Source organism: Pontibacter sp. MBLB2868, from assembly GCF_051904785.1.
Classification (GTDB): domain Bacteria; phylum Bacteroidota; class Bacteroidia; order Cytophagales; family Hymenobacteraceae; genus Pontibacter.
Genome location: NZ_CP196710.1, coordinates 4,766,316 through 4,778,419, shown reverse-complemented (window position 1 = coordinate 4,778,419; position 12,104 = coordinate 4,766,316). Strand labels below are relative to the sequence as shown.

The 12,104-nt window shown below is 45.2% G+C and carries 14 protein-coding genes; 12 read left to right on the top strand and 2 right to left on the bottom strand.

What is annotated here, in order from left to right; all coding sequences use genetic code 11:
* The first annotated feature begins 2 nt into the window (after positions 1 to 2).
* The 8 genes from panB (at position 3) to ACSX1A_RS20600 (ending at position 5,834) form a co-directional block, all read left to right on the top strand.
* Positions 3 to 821, top strand: a complete 819-nt coding sequence (gene panB / locus ACSX1A_RS20635; RefSeq protein WP_439881524.1) for a 3-methyl-2-oxobutanoate hydroxymethyltransferase — start codon at positions 3 to 5, stop codon at positions 819 to 821.
* Between the two features lie 72 nt (positions 822 to 893).
* Positions 894 to 1,568, top strand: a complete 675-nt coding sequence (locus ACSX1A_RS20630) for an RluA family pseudouridine synthase (RefSeq protein ID WP_439881523.1) — start codon at positions 894 to 896, stop codon at positions 1,566 to 1,568.
* 188 nt (positions 1,569 to 1,756) lie between these two features.
* Complete coding sequence (locus ACSX1A_RS20625) at positions 1,757 to 2,518, top strand: acyl-CoA desaturase (RefSeq protein WP_439881522.1); 762 nt, start codon at positions 1,757 to 1,759, stop codon at positions 2,516 to 2,518.
* A gap of 226 nt (positions 2,519 to 2,744) precedes the next feature.
* A complete protein-coding gene (locus ACSX1A_RS20620) occupies positions 2,745 to 3,296 on the top strand; it encodes a 30S ribosomal protein S16 (protein WP_439881521.1) in 552 nt (183 codons plus the stop codon).
* A 12-nt stretch (positions 3,297 to 3,308) separates the two neighbouring features.
* Positions 3,309 to 3,890 carry a ribosome maturation factor RimM gene (rimM, locus tag ACSX1A_RS20615; protein WP_439881520.1) on the top strand — a complete coding sequence of 194 codons (582 nt, stop codon included), beginning with the start codon at positions 3,309 to 3,311 and terminating at the stop codon, positions 3,888 to 3,890.
* Positions 3,890 to 4,567 (top strand): tRNA (guanosine(37)-N1)-methyltransferase TrmD, encoded by a 678-nt coding sequence (gene trmD, locus ACSX1A_RS20610; RefSeq protein ID WP_439881519.1) that lies wholly within the window; start codon positions 3,890 to 3,892, stop codon positions 4,565 to 4,567. The genes rimM and trmD overlap by 1 nt, the downstream gene beginning before the upstream one ends.
* Before the next feature lie 166 nt (positions 4,568 to 4,733).
* Entirely contained in the window at positions 4,734 to 5,087 is a 354-nt protein-coding gene (gene rplS / locus ACSX1A_RS20605; RefSeq protein ID WP_439881518.1) for a 50S ribosomal protein L19, read from the top strand.
* A gap of 162 nt (positions 5,088 to 5,249) precedes the next feature.
* Positions 5,250 to 5,834, top strand: a complete 585-nt coding sequence (locus ACSX1A_RS20600) for an inorganic diphosphatase (protein WP_439881517.1) — start codon at positions 5,250 to 5,252, stop codon at positions 5,832 to 5,834.
* Positions 5,835 to 5,938: 104 nt separating this feature from the next.
* On the opposite strand, the gene ACSX1A_RS20595 is transcribed toward ACSX1A_RS20600, so the two are convergent.
* The gene (locus tag ACSX1A_RS20595; RefSeq protein ID WP_439881516.1) at positions 5,939 to 6,643 is read right to left on the bottom strand and encodes a DNA repair ATPase; all 705 of its coding nucleotides are present in this window, start codon (positions 6,641 to 6,643) and stop codon (positions 5,939 to 5,941) included.
* Positions 6,644 to 6,859: 216 nt separating this feature from the next.
* On the opposite strand from ACSX1A_RS20595, the gene ACSX1A_RS20590 reads away from it, so the two are divergent.
* The 3 genes from ACSX1A_RS20590 (at position 6,860) to ACSX1A_RS20580 (ending at position 8,965) form a co-directional block, all read left to right on the top strand.
* Positions 6,860 to 7,267 carry a 6-pyruvoyl trahydropterin synthase family protein gene (locus tag ACSX1A_RS20590; protein WP_439881515.1) on the top strand — a complete coding sequence of 136 codons (408 nt, stop codon included), beginning with the start codon at positions 6,860 to 6,862 and terminating at the stop codon, positions 7,265 to 7,267.
* Complete coding sequence (folE, locus tag ACSX1A_RS20585; protein ID WP_439881514.1) at positions 7,260 to 7,922, top strand: GTP cyclohydrolase I FolE; 663 nt, start codon at positions 7,260 to 7,262, stop codon at positions 7,920 to 7,922. The genes ACSX1A_RS20590 and folE overlap by 8 nt, the downstream gene beginning before the upstream one ends.
* A 128-nt stretch (positions 7,923 to 8,050) precedes the next feature.
* Positions 8,051 to 8,965 carry a TIGR01777 family oxidoreductase gene (locus ACSX1A_RS20580; RefSeq protein WP_439881513.1) on the top strand — a complete coding sequence of 305 codons (915 nt, stop codon included), beginning with the start codon at positions 8,051 to 8,053 and terminating at the stop codon, positions 8,963 to 8,965.
* Between the two features lie 83 nt (positions 8,966 to 9,048).
* Here the strand turns inward: ACSX1A_RS20580 and ACSX1A_RS20575 are convergent, their stop codons facing one another.
* A complete protein-coding gene (locus ACSX1A_RS20575; RefSeq protein ID WP_439881512.1) occupies positions 9,049 to 11,379 on the bottom strand; it encodes a penicillin-binding protein 1A in 2,331 nt (776 codons plus the stop codon).
* 192 nt (positions 11,380 to 11,571) lie between these two features.
* On the opposite strand from ACSX1A_RS20575, the gene ACSX1A_RS20570 reads away from it, so the two are divergent.
* Complete coding sequence (locus ACSX1A_RS20570; protein WP_439881511.1) at positions 11,572 to 12,078, top strand: hypothetical protein; 507 nt, start codon at positions 11,572 to 11,574, stop codon at positions 12,076 to 12,078.
* The last annotated feature ends 26 nt before the right edge of the window (positions 12,079 to 12,104 follow it).

The following is a 12,104-nucleotide window of genomic DNA, read 5'->3' as shown; positions in this document are numbered from 1 at the left end:
CTATGTCAGTTCATAAAAGCGACGTAAAAAAGGTAACCACGCACCAGCTGCAGAATATGAAAGAGCGGGGCGAGAAGATATCTATGCTCACGGCCTACGACTTTTCAATGGCCACGATTCTGGATGCTGCCGGGGTGGATGTTATTTTAGTCGGTGATTCTGCCTCCAATGTTATGGCTGGTCATGAAACGACCTTACCCATTACCCTGGACCAAATGATATACCACGCTTCTTCTGTTGTAAGAGGTGTAAACAGAGCTTTCGTTGTAGTTGACATGCCTTTTGGCTCGTACCAGGGCAACTCTTCCGAAGCGTTGCGCTCTGCTATTCGAATCATGAAAGAGTCTGGAGGGCATGGTGTAAAACTGGAGGGCGGTGCCGAAATAAAAGAATCCATTACCCGCATACTTAGTGCAGGCGTACCGGTGATGGGCCACCTGGGTCTTACACCACAATCCATATATAAATTTGGCACTTACACAGTACGTGCAAAAGAAGAAGCTGAGGCACAAAAATTATTGGAAGATGCACAGCTGCTACAGGAGCTTGGATGTTTTGCCATTGTGCTGGAAAAAATACCTTCTGCTTTGGCGAAACGCGTTGCCGAATCTTTAGAAATACCCATTATCGGTATTGGGGCAGGCCCTGACGTTGACGGGCAGGTATTAGTTGTACATGATATGCTGGGGATCAACAAAGAGTTCAAGCCCCGCTTTCTACGTCGCTACGCCGACCTGCATTCCATTATGACGGATGCCGTGCAGCATTATGTGAAAGACGTGAAGAGTCATGATTTCCCGAACGAGAAAGAAGCTTATTGATTAACCTGGGACCAAGGAGCAGCAAAAAAACCTGTTCTGCTCCTCAACCCCTACCCCTCCAATTAAAAGGCTATGGCTTTAGAGGTACTTTTTGAAGACAACCATGTGCTGGTGGTTAATAAACCCGCCGGTTTATTGGTGCACGGCGATGAAACAGGAGACATAACCTTAGCTGACCTGGCCAAAGAGTACATCAGGGAGAAATACAACAAGCCCGGCAATGTGTTCATGGGCGTTGTCCATCGCCTGGACAGGCCTGTGAGTGGTGTGGTTCTGCTGGCAAAAACCTCAAAAGCACTTACCCGGCTAAACGAACTCTTCAGGAGCAAGAAAACACAGAAGACTTACTGGGCAATCGTATCGAACAGGCCTAAAACAGAACAAGGCACGCTGGTACACTGGCTGGTAAAGGATAGCTCCCGCAACGTAACAAAAGCTTATAGCAAAGAAAACCCTGCAGGTTTGCGTTCAGAGCTGCATTACAAACTAATCAATGTGGCGGGAGGCAAACACCTTTTAGGAGTAAATCCCATTACAGGCCGCCCTCACCAGATCCGGGTACAGTTGGCATCTATGAAGTGTACGATACTAGGAGATCTTAAATATGGTGCCCCTCAGCCTTTACCAGACAAAAGTATAGCCCTGCATGCCCGGCAACTTGTATTTGAGCATCCAACCCTGAAAACACCTGTAACTGTAAGTGCTCCCCTTCCGGAATCCGCTGCCTGGGCACCGTTCAGGAGCTAAGAAAACACATGTACAGAAGCGGGTATTTATCCCCTGCAAAAAATGATTTTTATCATTTCCTGAACTTTTACACCGGCTTCTCTATTTTACTTAAAATTCGTGTTGTAGCTTTGTACCGTACGTGGCATGATTATGGCCTGTACACTGCACTATCGTAACTAAAACAGTATCATCAATATTCTAAATTAATGGCTATTCTTATCTTTTTTGTGGTGCACTGGTACCTGTCGCTTTTTGTACAGACCTTTTACCTGCACCGCTATGCAGCCCACAAGATGTTCACCATGAACCCTTTTTGGGAAAAGGCATTTTACCTGTTAACTTATATAGCGCAGGGGTCTTCATTTTTATCGCCGCGTGCTTACGCCATCTTACACCGCATGCACCACGCGTTTTCTGACACGGAGCGTGACCCGCATTCACCGCATTTCTCTAACAATGCGTTTACGATGATGTGGAAGACTAAAGAAATTTATAACAATGTTTTGAATCACCGTGTGGAGCCGGAACGTCGCTTTGATGGCGACTACCCGGTTTGGAAAGCAATAGAGAAGATTGGCGATTCTTACTACTCCAGAATTGGCTGGGGAGTGTTTTATGTCCTGTTTTATATTGCGTTTGCCACTCAGTGGTGGATGTTCCTTTTGCTTCCGATCCATTTCCTGATGGGTCCGGTACACGGAGCTATTGTAAACTGGAGCGGCCACAAGTATGGCTACCAGAACTTTGATAATAATGATAAATCAAGAAACTCGCTTTTCTTCGATTTCCTGACGGGGGGAGAACTCTTCCAGAACAATCACCACAAATTACCTAACCGGGTTAACTTCGGTGTAAAATGGTGGGAGGTAGACCCAACATGGCCGATGATCTGGACACTGGATAAGCTTCATATCATTAAGTTAAAAGAACCGAAACCTGTAAAACAGAAAATTAAGGTGGCAGCATAGTCATCAACAAAAAAGCCTTCCGGACCGGAAGGCTTTTTTGTTGATGACTCGTGAGCAGGATTGTTCCTCTCAGGCCTTATAAAACATTGTTTGCGCCATTTATTTTCCTCTGATGATCAGGCAAGTATATTTCGGGGCAAGGAATAGATTATTCAAGAATATTTTAATACCTTTGCGGTTCTAAAACTGGCGAACGGGTTTCGCCGACTTAACAATTTATAACAAAATGGCAGTAAAAATCAGATTGGCCCGCAGAGGTCGCAAGAAAGCAGCTATCTATGATATCATAGTAGCAGACTCAAGATCACCACGTGATGGTAAATTCATTGAGAAACTGGGCACATACAATCCAAACACTAACCCTGCGTCCATCAATTTCGATCAGGACAAAGCGTTTCAGTGGATGATGAACGGTGCACAGCCAACTGACACAGTAAAGGCAATGCTTTCTTACACTGGTGTTCTTTACAGAAGACACTTACAAATTGGTGTTATTAAAGGCGCTATCTCTCAGGAAACTGCTGACGCTCGTTTAGAAGAGTGGAAGAAAGAGAAAGAATCTAAGATCGAAGGCAAGCGCCAGGGCTTAGTTTCTGATAAAGAAGCGAAGAGAAAAGCTGCTCTTGAGGCAGAGACTAAAGTTAAAGAAGCTCGTGCAGAGGCTATCCGTCAGCGTGAGGCTGATAAGGTTGCTGCTAGCGCTCCGGCTGAAGAGACTACAGAAGAAGCTCCTGAGGCAGCAGCTGAAGGTGGCGAGTCTACTGAAGAGCAGGCATAATTTAAGTTTGCCATGAATATTGATGCCTGCTTTCTGCTAGGACACATTGTCAAAACCCATGGCACCAAGGGGCAAGTAGTCGCGTTCTTTGACGTAGATTACCCCGAAGATTATGAAGATCTGGAATCAGTTTTCCTTGAACAAAAAGGAAGACTGATTCCTTTTTTTATAGCGTCCATGGACCCTGTAAAGAACAGCCGCTTCATCATTTCTTTTGAGGACATCAAAACGATGGAACAGGCAGAGGCATTGCGCGGTACAACTTTATACCTGCCTCTTGATGAGCTCCCAGAACTGGACGAAGACCAGTTTTACTTCCATGAAGTGATCGGGTACCAGGTAGTGGATGAGAACCATGGCAAACTAGGTACTGTTAAAGAGTTTTACGACCTGCCCCAGCAACAGCTGATGGCCATGGAGTACATGAACCAGGAAATGTTGATTCCGGTAATGGATGAGATCATACTGCGTGCAGACCATGATGCGAAAGAACTTCACATCACCCTGCCAGAAGGACTCCTGGAAGTATACACTGAACCTGCCAGCCCCGAAGAAGCCGACGACTCAGACGAGGATACCGAGGAGGAAAAGTAATGCGTTTCGATATTATCAGCTGTCAACCCGACTTGCTGGAAAGCCCCTTTAGCCATTCTATACTTAAACGTGCCCAGCAAAAAGGCCTTGTGGAAGTTCATATCCACGACTTGCGCAAATATGCTGTTAACAAGCACGGGCAGATAGATGACTATGCTTTTGGAGGTGGTGCCGGCATGGTGATGATGATTGAGCCGATAGACAAGTGTATTTCCGAACTACAGGCTGAACGCTCCTACGATGCCATCATTTACATGACACCGGACGGGCAAACGCTAAACCAGACAATCGCAAACCAGTTTTCGCTACTCCGCAACGTTATTATACTTTGCGGCCATTACAAGGGCGTGGATGAGCGTGTACGGCAACGTTTTGTAACACATGAGATAAGCATTGGCGACTATGTACTCTCAGGGGGTGAGTTGGGTGCAGCAGTACTGGCAGATGCGATCATACGCATTATACCGGGTGTGCTGAACGACGAGTCATCTGCACTGACAGACTCTTTCCAGGATGGGCTTTTAGCACCACCTGTCTACACACGCCCGGCTGAATATAAAGGCATGAAGGTTCCTGATATTCTGCTTTCCGGTGATTTGCCAAAAGTTGAAGCCTGGAGGTTCGAAAAAGCGGTAGAACGTACACGGCAGCGCAGACCCGATCTACTTGACGAGTAAGGCCGCCAGGAATCATTTTAATTAAACAACTAACTGTCTGAGCTCTAATGAAAGAGACAGAACAGAAAAAACTATATTTTTTTTCTGCAAAAATTCTTATGTAATAAATATTTACATATCTTTGCAGTCCGAAATTTGAAGAAGATACTTTAAGAACATAGCCATCATGAGCGAACTAATTAAATTTATTGAGCAGGAATCTACTGACAAGCGCGCCTCATTCCCAGCTTTCCAGGCGGGTGATACTATCAATATCCACGTAAGAATTCGTGAGGGTAACAAAGAGCGTATCCAGCAGTTCCAGGGCGTTGTGATTCAGCGTAAGAACGTGAACACAAATGGTGAAACTTTCACTGTAAGAAAAGTATCTAACCAAATTGGATTAGAGCGTATTTTCCCACTTCTTTCTCCAGCTATCGAAAAGATTGAACTGGTAAGAAGAGGTAAAGTAAGAAGAGCTAGACTGTACTACCTGAGAGGTTTACAGGGTAAAGCTGCTCGTATCAAAGAAAGACGCTAAGAATACCTGTTTTCATAAATACGTTTTCCGTAGTTTTAGTAAAGAGGAGTTGTTTCGACAACTCCTCTTTTTTCGTTTGTCGCCAGTACCTCTTTACATATTGTTACACTTGAGCCATACCTCTATCTGCTTATATTTGCAGATGTATAAAGTAACAACCACATGAAACAACTGCTCTATACTTTGCTATTGATTGCTGCAACGGCACTTGCTGGTTGTAAAACGGATTATGCTAACCTGCCAACATTTACTGGTGCCAGGCAGCTACAGGCAGTGATAGAAGTACCCGCAGGAAATAACCTGCAGCTACGCTATGATGCCGATAAGCGGGAGTTTGTAAAAGATAAAGACGCAGGCCAAGACCGCATTATAGAATTCTTACCATTTCCGGGTAACTATGGGTTTATACCATCTACTGAGGTTGGCAAAAATGGCAGAGGACTCAATATCATCGTTTTGTCTGAAAGAGCTGAAACAGGTTCTGTGCTGGAGGTAATACCCGTAGGAGTGCTTCAACTGGAGCAAGACGGTGACCTAAAACCTATTATTGTTGCCGTGCCTGCACGGCCCAGTGAAAGAACGATTGAAGCAACTACTTTAGCAAACCTGTCAAAAGACTATCCAGCTGCAAAAGAAATACTTCGCCAGTGGTTCATGCATAAGAACCCAACCATTGAAACCCGGTTTGTGGCTTGGCGCGATGAAAAGTTTGCCGACCAGGAGATCCAACGCTGGATGAAGCTCTAGCTGTTACCGCTATAGCCAAAAACGACTTTAAAAGATAAATCAAAAGGGCAGGCTACAATAGCCTGCCCTTTTGATTTATTCACCTCATGAGTTGATCTCATGTGCTACTTAATTTCCAGCAATTTGGCCCGAACAACCTCTACCGCCTTCTCCATATCTAATACCCGCTGCCGGCTTACCTCCTGCTGTTTTCTGTTATTGATCACCTCCTGTTCCAGTTGCTTCAATTCATCTGCATTCCGCACCAGTTCGGCTTCCAACTCCTGCTTCCGCTTTTTGTTTTTCTCGATAGTAGACTGGATATCATTTGCCTGCTTCACTACGCGCTCCTGTTCCGCTTTAGTAGACCTCAGCACATCTTCTGCATTATTTATCTGCCTCAAAACGTCTTCGCGGTAAAGCTTACGGGCAAACCCTCTTAAAAAGTCCTCTGCGGCTGCGTATTCCTTCGGAGTAGCAATTTTGTCAACATAAGCTGTTCCCATATCCAGGCTCCACCAAATGTTGCTGCCTGTGGCGGAGCTACCTACAGTTGAGAGAACTCGTAAAGGTGCCGTAGTAATGGTATCGATCGTGGCACCTTCTATAGTAAAAATACCTCTACTGGATTTTACCTTGCCCGCTTTCTCGCCCAGGTAATCTTTCCAGGACTTCTCTACAGTTTTTGGATCAAGTTGCACTGTAAGCTGTTGCCCACGCCGAAGCATTCCGTTTATGGCTTGCTCACTTTCTTCTACTTTAACTTGCTGTGCTTTGCAAAGACCAGTTACCATGACCAACAGTACGAGTAAAGTTGTTCTCATTTTCATTCTCCAGGGGTGCTTTTTGTATTATTTATGTTGGGTTATAGCTACGAAAATAGCTAATCGGCTTGAGAAACAGTGAGAACAAGGGGATTATTTTAGCTAAAATATGGTTTGGGATTAGAACTTACTGGCTTACCTTTGTAAGCTTATAGCAAAACTAGTCCTGCTAATATTCTGCAATAGGTAAAACATTGTCTGCTAATGGTTGTTGACACCGATATGAGAATTACCATTTGCCGTAAGGAGCATTTTAATGCTGCCCACAGGCTACACAACAACGCCTGGAGCGATGAACAAAATGCCGCTGTGTTCGGGAAGTGCAACAACCCCAACTATCATGGTCATAACTATGAGCTGATTGTAAAGCTTACCGGGGCTATAGACCCTGATACCGGCTACGTGTATGACATGAAAAAACTCAGCGACCTGGTGCAGCGGGAGATCATAGAAAGGTATGACCATAAAAACCTGAACCTGGATACTGAGGAGTTCAGGGATGTAAACCCAACAGCTGAGAACATTGCCGTTGCGATCTGGCATAAACTGCGTGAAAAAATTAGTACGGACTACGAATTAGGGGTAACTCTTTATGAAACAGAACGAAACTTTGTTGAATATAATGGATAACCAAGACAGGGTGCACGACGAAGAAATGGATGATCATATCCTAAGCTCACTGGACACGCCGTTGCGCCCAGATGCTTTTGACTTATCCGATGATGAAAAGATTGCCATTATAGAAGAGCATTTTGCTCAAATTATGCATACCCTCGGGCTCGACCTGACAGACGACAGCCTGCAAGGTACACCGCATCGAGTGGCAAAGATGTATGTAAAGGAAATTTTCCATGGCTTACATCCGGATAATAAACCAGTGTTAAGGCGCTTCGAGAATAAGTATAAGTATAACCACATGCTCGTTGAGCGTGATATTACCATATACTCTTCCTGTGAACACCATTTTGTGCCGATCATTGGCAAAGCACACGTGGCTTATGTGCCTAATGAGCACGTTATTGGTTTATCTAAACTGAACCGTATTGTACAGTACTATGCCCGTCGCCCACAAGTGCAGGAACGTATGACAATGCAGATAGCCAATGAACTTAAGCAGGCGCTTCAGACCGAGAATGTGGCAGTTTTGATAGAAGCAGATCATCTGTGCGTAATGAGTCGCGGTGTGAACGATGTGACCAGCAGTACCATCACTGCAGAATACGCAGGCCTGTTTCAGGAAGACCATTTCCGTAATGAATTTCTGGCTCATATCCGGAATAAATAAAGAAGCTCCTAACAGCACAACCTACCACTGAAAACATACTTATTTAGCTCTGCTGCAAACAAGGACAACGGAATACCACCATATGTACGTATGGGATGAATTCTATATTTTTATGCTAAAAAAGTAATATGCCAGGTAAAATTCTAATAACAGGTGGCTCAGGTTTGATTGGCATGCGCCTCTCTGAAATACTGATTGACCAGGGGTATGAAGTGGCTCACCTAAGCAGGAATCCTGATAAAGTATCCAGCTACAAGACGTTTAAGTGGGATGTAAAGAACAATTATATCGACGATAACGCCATCTCGTATGCAGACTATATCATCCATTTAGCCGGAGCTAGTGTAGCAGAAGAAAAATGGACGGAAGAACGCAAGAAAGAGATTTTAAGCAGCCGTGTAGACAGTACGAACCTGCTCTATGAGTGCCTCAACAAGACGAATCATCACGTTTTAGGTTTTATTTCAGGTTCAGCTATCGGCATTTACGGTGACTCCGGAGAGCAGCTGGTATCTGAAGAAAGCACTTATGGTGACGACTTCCTGGCTGAAGTCTGTAAAGCATGGGAAGCAGCTGCCTGGAAAATGCATGAGTTAAAGATCAGGACTGTTATCTTACGACAGGGGATTGTACTTAGTAATAAAGGCGGTGCATTACCCCAGATTGCAAAACCTGTCAGGATGATGGCTGGGGCTCCTCTGGGGTCTGGTAAACAATACATGTCCTGGATACACATCGATGATCTGTGTGACCTGTTCATCAGAGCAATAGAAGACACGCAGTTTGAAGGGATCTATAATGCTGTTGCGCCGCACCCTGTCACCAACGCTGAGTTTACCAAAAGCCTTGCCAACGCCATGCATAAGCCTCTGGTATTACCAAAAGTCCCTGCGTTTGCCGTTAACCTTATGATGGGCGAGATGAGCGAAGTAGTGCTTAGTGGCCAGCGGGTAAGTGCAAACAAAGTACTCCAGACAGGTTTTACGTTTGAGTATAATTACCTGGAAGAAGCGTTGGAGTCGTTCTACGAAACAGAAGATTAGCCCGATTTATCTATTCTATTTATAAAACACGTGGGCCAGCTGTATCATACAGCTGGCCCACGTGTTTTATAAATAGAATGACTTTACAGTATGCTATCCATGTTCAACGTCTTCAGGATCTCATCCATTGCCGTAGAGTCTGGCATGGTGCTCTTGGGCAGTACTGTAGTGCAATTATACTCCTTGCTTATTTTAACAGTGGGGCCCGGGAAGCGGCCCATCGTATAACCAAGGCTTTTATCCTTGTATATTTTCTCCATGAAAAGGCCATACATAGGCAATGCAGTTTTTGAGCCCTCTCCTAGTTGCGAAGTTCGGAAGTGTATACTACGGTCCTCTCCTCCAACCCATACACCTGTCACCAGATCTTTGGTTACGCCCATGTACCAGCCATCAGAATGATTAGAAGTAGTCCCTGTCTTCCCTCCGATCTCATTGCCTTGCTTCCATAGGTCATACTCCCAAAGTGCCTGAGAGGTACCTCCTGGCTCTTCCATACCCCCTTTAAGCATATGCATCATCAGGAAAGCCGTCTCTTCACTTAAAACCTTTTTCTGCTTTGGTGTGAACTGGTGGATAAGGTTCCCGTTTCTGTCTTCTATCCGGGTGATAAACATGGGCTTCGTATGAAAACCATGGTTGGGAAAGGTACTGTAAGCGCCTACCATCTCAAAAATGGATACATCGCTTGGGCCCAATCCGATAGAAGGCACAGACTGCAAAGGGCTGTTAATGCCAAGGCGTTTAGCATACTTCACCACTGTCTCCCATCCTATTTTTTCAGTTAGCTGTGCTGTTACAGAATTTACTGACTTACCCATTCCGCGGCGTAAGGTCATGGGTGCACCCGTGTATTCCCAGTCAGCATTGGTTGGTGACCAGCTTTTCTTTTCTCCGTTTTCAACATAATTAATGGTCACCCGCTTATCTACAATCTTATCGCAGGGTGAGTAGCCATTATCAATGGCGGCTACATATACAAAAGGCTTGAAAGTAGAACCAGGCTGGCGACGGGCCTGTTTCACGTGGTCGTATTTAAAATATTTGAAGTTGATACCGCCCACCCAAGCTTTAATGTACCCGGTAAATGGATCCATGGTCATCATACCGCCATGGAGAAAGTGTTTGTAGTAAGCCAGGGAATCGAGAGGACTCATAACTACTTTCTTCTCCAACGAGTCGTTGTCCCAGGTAAACACCTTCATCTCGCGAGGTGTGTGGAGCTCTTTGTTTATAGCTGCCATATCATTACCGTACTTCTGTTTCAGGCGCCGGTAATAGGCAGTGCGTTTGATCGTTTCCTCTATAAATCCCGGTATCTCACGGTCTTTTTCATCCACCCAGGGGTTCCTGCCCTGCCAGTGGCTATCAAACTTACGCTGCAGCCTGCGCATGTTCTCCTCCATTGCCTCCTCAGCGTGCGCCTGTATTCTGGAGTCAATGGTAGTATAAATCTTCAGGCCATCCCGGTACAGATCATACCCATTCTGCTTGCACCACTCCTGTAGATAATCCGCTACGGCTCCTCTGAAATAGGTAGCAGGACCATCATAGTGATTTTCCACGCTATAGTCCAACACCAGAGGCAGTTTGCTCAGTGAGTCGGCTTTTGCTGCAGGCAGGTAGTTATACTTTGCCATTTGCCCAAGTACGGTGTTACGGCGGCGGGTTGCATTGTTTGGATTAAACCTTGGGCTATAATAAGTAGGAGCTTTTAGCAGCCCCACCAGTACAGCAGCCTGCTCAATCTTAAGGCTATCCGGAGAAGTATTGAAGAAAGTTTTTGAGGCTACTTTGATACCAAAAGAGTTAGAACCAAAATCTACCGTATTGAGGTACATGGCAAGAATCTCTTCTTTTGTATAGCGTTGCTCCAGCTTAATGGCCGTCAGCCATTCTTTTGTTTTGGATATAACGATGTTGAGAACAGGTACATGGCCCAACACGCCCTTTGCCCCATCGGTCCTTGTCTTGTAAAGGTTCTTGGCCAGCTGCTGTGTAATGGTACTGGCTCCCCTGGCATCGCCCTTAAAGCTGCCGTAGACAGCCGAAGCGATAGCTGCCGGGTCAATGCCCGCATGTTCATAAAAGCGTGCATCCTCGGTGGCTACAAGCGCCTTAATAAGCATAGGCGATATCTTCTGATACGATACAGGGCTACGGTTTTCCTTAAAATACTTACCGATCAGCTGGCCATCAGCGGTATAAAGCTCAGAGGCCTGGTCTGATCGGGGATTCTCCAGCTTATCAAGGCTTGGCGAGGAGCCAAAAAGGAAAAGCAGGTTGTATTCTACGCTAAACAGGTAAATTAAAACTGCAGCAATGCCTAAAAAGAATCCTTTCCAGGCAAAGTGAATTATACTTTTATATACAGGCCTCTTAGGCTTTTCTATTTTCTCTTGCTCCTTCAGCATTTTTACCAAACAGAGGTTGCCCCCTTAAAATTCCCAAACGCACTCCAAATAAAACAACTGCAAATATACTTTTTGTAGTGAACATCTATGGGGTAATGCGTATAAAACTTGCCCCACAACAGGTAAAAAACGTCGCGGATTTAAGTGGACTCACTATATTTGTGCACACGCCAACTCATTGTTCATTTTAAAATGGAAAACACACAACAACAGGCTTTTGATAAGTTAATTGGCCTCCCCCTCTCAAAAACAACCCGAAACGGGCAGGTCCAGTTCTTCCATTTTGGCACAACGCACTATACAACTCCACAAGGCCTGGTGTTAGATGTTGGCGAGATGACATTGGCTGTAAATTGCCCGTGGCAACTGCAACAGATTGGGTCCGAACTCATCAAGCATGAGCACCTTTTTATCAGAAAACGCGAAGCCGGCCTCCCTAACCCTGTATGGGACTGGAAAACGCCAGGCTCCAGCCTGCGGGACCAACGCCTGATGGAACTGGTGCATGACAATCCAAACCTGGTTGTGGAACGCATAGAACAGCAGGACGCATATGGCCTGATATTATATTTTAGCGATGGCAGTACATTAACTTTATTACCCGATCCTGTAGAGGTAACGGAGGAGTACTGGCAGCTTTTCAGTAACACAGAAGAAAAACTGAGGTTTGGGGCCGGACCTGGCGGTTTTATAGAGTAAGCTGCTGCAGGTAAAGGATATTAAGT

Bases quoted from the DNA above. Each gene is read 5' to 3' on its own strand.
- trmD (WP_439881519.1), top strand. From the start codon at position 3,890: ATGCGTTTCGATATTATCAGCTGTCAACCCGACTTGCTGGAAAGCCCC.
- rplS (WP_439881518.1), top strand. From the start codon at position 4,734: ATGAGCGAACTAATTAAATTTATTGAGCAGGAATCTACTGACAAGCGC.
- ACSX1A_RS20575 (WP_439881512.1), bottom strand. From the start codon at position 11,379: ATGCTGAAGGAGCAAGAGAAAATAGAAAAGCCTAAGAGGCCTGTATAT.
- ACSX1A_RS20570 (WP_439881511.1), top strand. From the start codon at position 11,572: ATGGAAAACACACAACAACAGGCTTTTGATAAGTTAATTGGCCTCCCC.
- ACSX1A_RS20580 (WP_439881513.1), top strand. From the start codon at position 8,051: ATGCCAGGTAAAATTCTAATAACAGGTGGCTCAGGTTTGATTGGCATG.
- ACSX1A_RS20625 (WP_439881522.1), top strand. From the start codon at position 1,757: ATGGCTATTCTTATCTTTTTTGTGGTGCACTGGTACCTGTCGCTTTTT.
- ACSX1A_RS20630 (WP_439881523.1), top strand. From the start codon at position 894: ATGGCTTTAGAGGTACTTTTTGAAGACAACCATGTGCTGGTGGTTAAT.
- folE (WP_439881514.1), top strand. From the start codon at position 7,260: ATGGATAACCAAGACAGGGTGCACGACGAAGAAATGGATGATCATATC.
- ACSX1A_RS20590 (WP_439881515.1), top strand. From the start codon at position 6,860: ATGAGAATTACCATTTGCCGTAAGGAGCATTTTAATGCTGCCCACAGG.
- ACSX1A_RS20595 (WP_439881516.1), bottom strand. From the start codon at position 6,643: ATGAAAATGAGAACAACTTTACTCGTACTGTTGGTCATGGTAACTGGT.
- ACSX1A_RS20620 (WP_439881521.1), top strand. From the start codon at position 2,745: ATGGCAGTAAAAATCAGATTGGCCCGCAGAGGTCGCAAGAAAGCAGCT.
- panB (WP_439881524.1), top strand. From the start codon at position 3: ATGTCAGTTCATAAAAGCGACGTAAAAAAGGTAACCACGCACCAGCTG.
- rimM (WP_439881520.1), top strand. From the start codon at position 3,309: ATGAATATTGATGCCTGCTTTCTGCTAGGACACATTGTCAAAACCCAT.
- ACSX1A_RS20600 (WP_439881517.1), top strand. From the start codon at position 5,250: ATGAAACAACTGCTCTATACTTTGCTATTGATTGCTGCAACGGCACTT.